Origin of the sequence: Mycobacterium sp. E3298 (assembly GCF_001666895.1) — a bacterium.
Taxonomy (GTDB): domain Bacteria; phylum Actinomycetota; class Actinomycetes; order Mycobacteriales; family Mycobacteriaceae; genus Mycobacterium.
Genome location: NZ_LZJB01000453.1, coordinates 1 through 2,350 on the forward strand (window position 1 = coordinate 1; position 2,350 = coordinate 2,350).

At 66.9% G+C, this 2,350-nt stretch carries 3 protein-coding genes; all 3 read right to left on the reverse strand.

All coding sequences use genetic code 11. From position 1 onward, the window contains the following. Window positions 1–507, reverse strand: a 507-nt coding sequence (locus A9X05_RS21085; protein WP_156736876.1) for an LLM class flavin-dependent oxidoreductase, incomplete at its 3' end; no start/stop codon positions are given. Further along, complete coding sequence (locus tag A9X05_RS21090) at window positions 507–959, reverse strand: nuclear transport factor 2 family protein (protein WP_067783899.1); 453 nt, start codon at window positions 957–959, stop codon at window positions 507–509. The genes A9X05_RS21090 and A9X05_RS21085, both read right to left, overlap by 1 nt. Window positions 960–1,016: 57 nt before the next feature. Beyond that, complete coding sequence (locus A9X05_RS21095; RefSeq protein ID WP_067783900.1) at window positions 1,017–2,291, reverse strand: serine hydrolase domain-containing protein; 1,275 nt, start codon at window positions 2,289–2,291, stop codon at window positions 1,017–1,019. Window positions 2,292–2,350 lie beyond the last annotated feature (59 nt).

Here is a 2,350-nt window from a genome sequence, read left to right on the forward strand (position 1 = left end):
GTAGCTCACCTCGTTCTCCCGCCACAACCGCTGGCAGACGTCCAGCGTCTGGTCCAGGATCGCCCCGCGTCGATCGAAGTCCACCCCGGCCGCGTCGTATTCCTCACGCTGCCAGCCGACACCCACCCCGACATCGATGCGGCCGCCGGACAGAACATCCATCGTTGCAAGGGTTTTCGCGAGGACCGCGGCCGGACGCAGCGCCGCGAGCAGAATGTTGGTGCCCAGCCGGATCCGGCGCGTCCGCGCCGCCAGATAGGTCAGCGTCGTGAGCGGTTCCAGCCAGTGCCCGTCGGGTCCGGTCGGTTGGCGACCGCCTACCGTTCCACCCGTTTGTGGATTCGCGTATGCGTCCATGTTCATACCGAACGCCACGTGCTCCGACACGAGCAGACGGTCGAACCCAGCGCCCTCCAACAGCTGTGCCCACTCCGTGAGGTGTTCCCAGTCCGACGGTGCCGCGGACGAAAACGACGGAATCCCCATCGACAGCTGTAGCGAGGCCATCAACTGTGTTCCTCGATCGACGCGCGCCGGTCTTCGGTGGCATCGACGACAACCCTGCGGTGTGCGATCCGCCACCGCCCCTCGGCGTCGAGTACATACTCGTCCAGGTAGCGGATGTGCATGACGTGGTTGCGACCGTCCGCCTCGTCAACGCGAAAGTGATTGGCGGTGCAGTAGATTTCGCCTACCGCAGATCCCCCCTCGATGACGTACAGGCCCTGGGCTATGAGGTGAGCCGTCCGCGGCCACCGGGCGACGATGTCGATTACCCGTTCGATCTCGCCGTGGCCGGTCAGCGTTCCCGGTTCGCGCCCCGGTCTTTCGACGAGCATGGAAGCGTCGGGCGTGAACACCGAGAGCAGCGCCTCGCGGTCTCGGCGATCGACCGCCGCCGCATACCTGCGGGACAGCGCCTCGAGTTCCGCATGGGGGACTGCGCGCGAGATGTCCATCTGCTTCCCGTGCCGGCGGATAGAGACCTGTTGACGATACAACCCCGGGTTGTGGCGTCAGCGGCCGGGAACTCGGCTGCGCGCCTCGCCGGAGTGTCGTGCTCCGAATCGCGGCACGGCTACGAACCCGCGACTGTGTGCGGCGGTCACGGCGCGCTGCAGCGGTATCAGCAGCGGTACGAAGAGGAGTTGGTCGGCGACCATCGGGGTCAGCAGCCGATTGTGCACGAAGGCGAATGAGCTCTTGGTGATCGGGTCGGCCCAACCGATGGTTCCACCGAGGCCGGCGTGCCCAAAGCCCCGCAGTAGGCCCGGCACCGGTGATCCGTGGTAGCCCAGGTGAAACGACATCGGGAAGAAGACGTTGAGGTCGGGCCGAAAGCTGCGGGTGCCGGTCAGCGACGCGACCAATTCCTCCGAGAGGAATCGCCGCCCATCGATTCTTCCGCCGTTGGTGAGTGCTGCGTACATCTTGGCCAGCCCCCGCGCGGTCACTACCGCGTTCACCGCGGGAATCTCGCTGTCCAGCAGCCCCATGTCGCCCTGCACCAGCGAGGTGATACCGGGGACATAGGTCGCACCGAGCGGTCCCGGAACCGGCAGGCTGGCCATCAGCGAAACCAGCCGCCCGAGCACCGGGCCGCCCGAGAAGCGTTGCGGGAACATCGTTTGGGCGGCCTTCGTGGGCGCGTCGGCCGGCGGCCGCCCCAGGTGGATACCGTCGATGTCGAGTGGTTGAGCGACCTCGGCGCGGAACAACTCTCGCATGCCCTTACCGGTGATCGCGCGGGCCAATCCGGATGCCAACCAGCCGAAGGTGAACGCGTGATACGCCGCGCGGCCGGCGAGGCGGTCCACCCGCGCCGCCGCCAGCCGCTCTTCCATGTAACGGTGATCGAGCAACTGCTCGGTGCTGATGGTCCCGAGCCGCGACAGGCCCGTGGTGTGGCGCATCATCTCGCGCACGGTGATGGCGGACTTGCCGTTGGCGCCGAATTCGGGCCAGTAGCGCGCGATGGGGTCGTCGTAGGACAGCAACCCACGGTCGACCAGCCGGTGCAGGACCGTCGAGGCCACGCCCTTACCCGCGGAGAAGACCATCGCGCCGGTGTCCGCCGACCACGGCACCCGCCCCTCTCGATCGGACCAGCCGGTCCACACGTCGACGACGGGTTCGCCATCGACGTACACAGACAGCGCGCCACCGCCATACCGTGGGCCGGGAAAGAGCGTGGCGAAGGTTTTCACTGCGCAGGCAAATCGAGGGTCGGCGGCACCGTGCACATGGGTGGGCAGACCGTCACCGGCTTGTAAGGCTGGTCGATCGGGCATCGCGGTCGAAGCTCTCCTCACTGGCACTGGGCGCCATCGGACGACTGAACAAATATCGT

Bases quoted from the DNA above. Each gene is read 5' to 3' on its own strand.
- A9X05_RS21090 (WP_067783899.1), bottom strand. From the start codon at position 959: ATGGACATCTCGCGCGCAGTCCCCCATGCGGAACTCGAGGCGCTGTCC.
- A9X05_RS21095 (WP_067783900.1), bottom strand. From the start codon at position 2,291: ATGCCCGATCGACCAGCCTTACAAGCCGGTGACGGTCTGCCCACCCAT.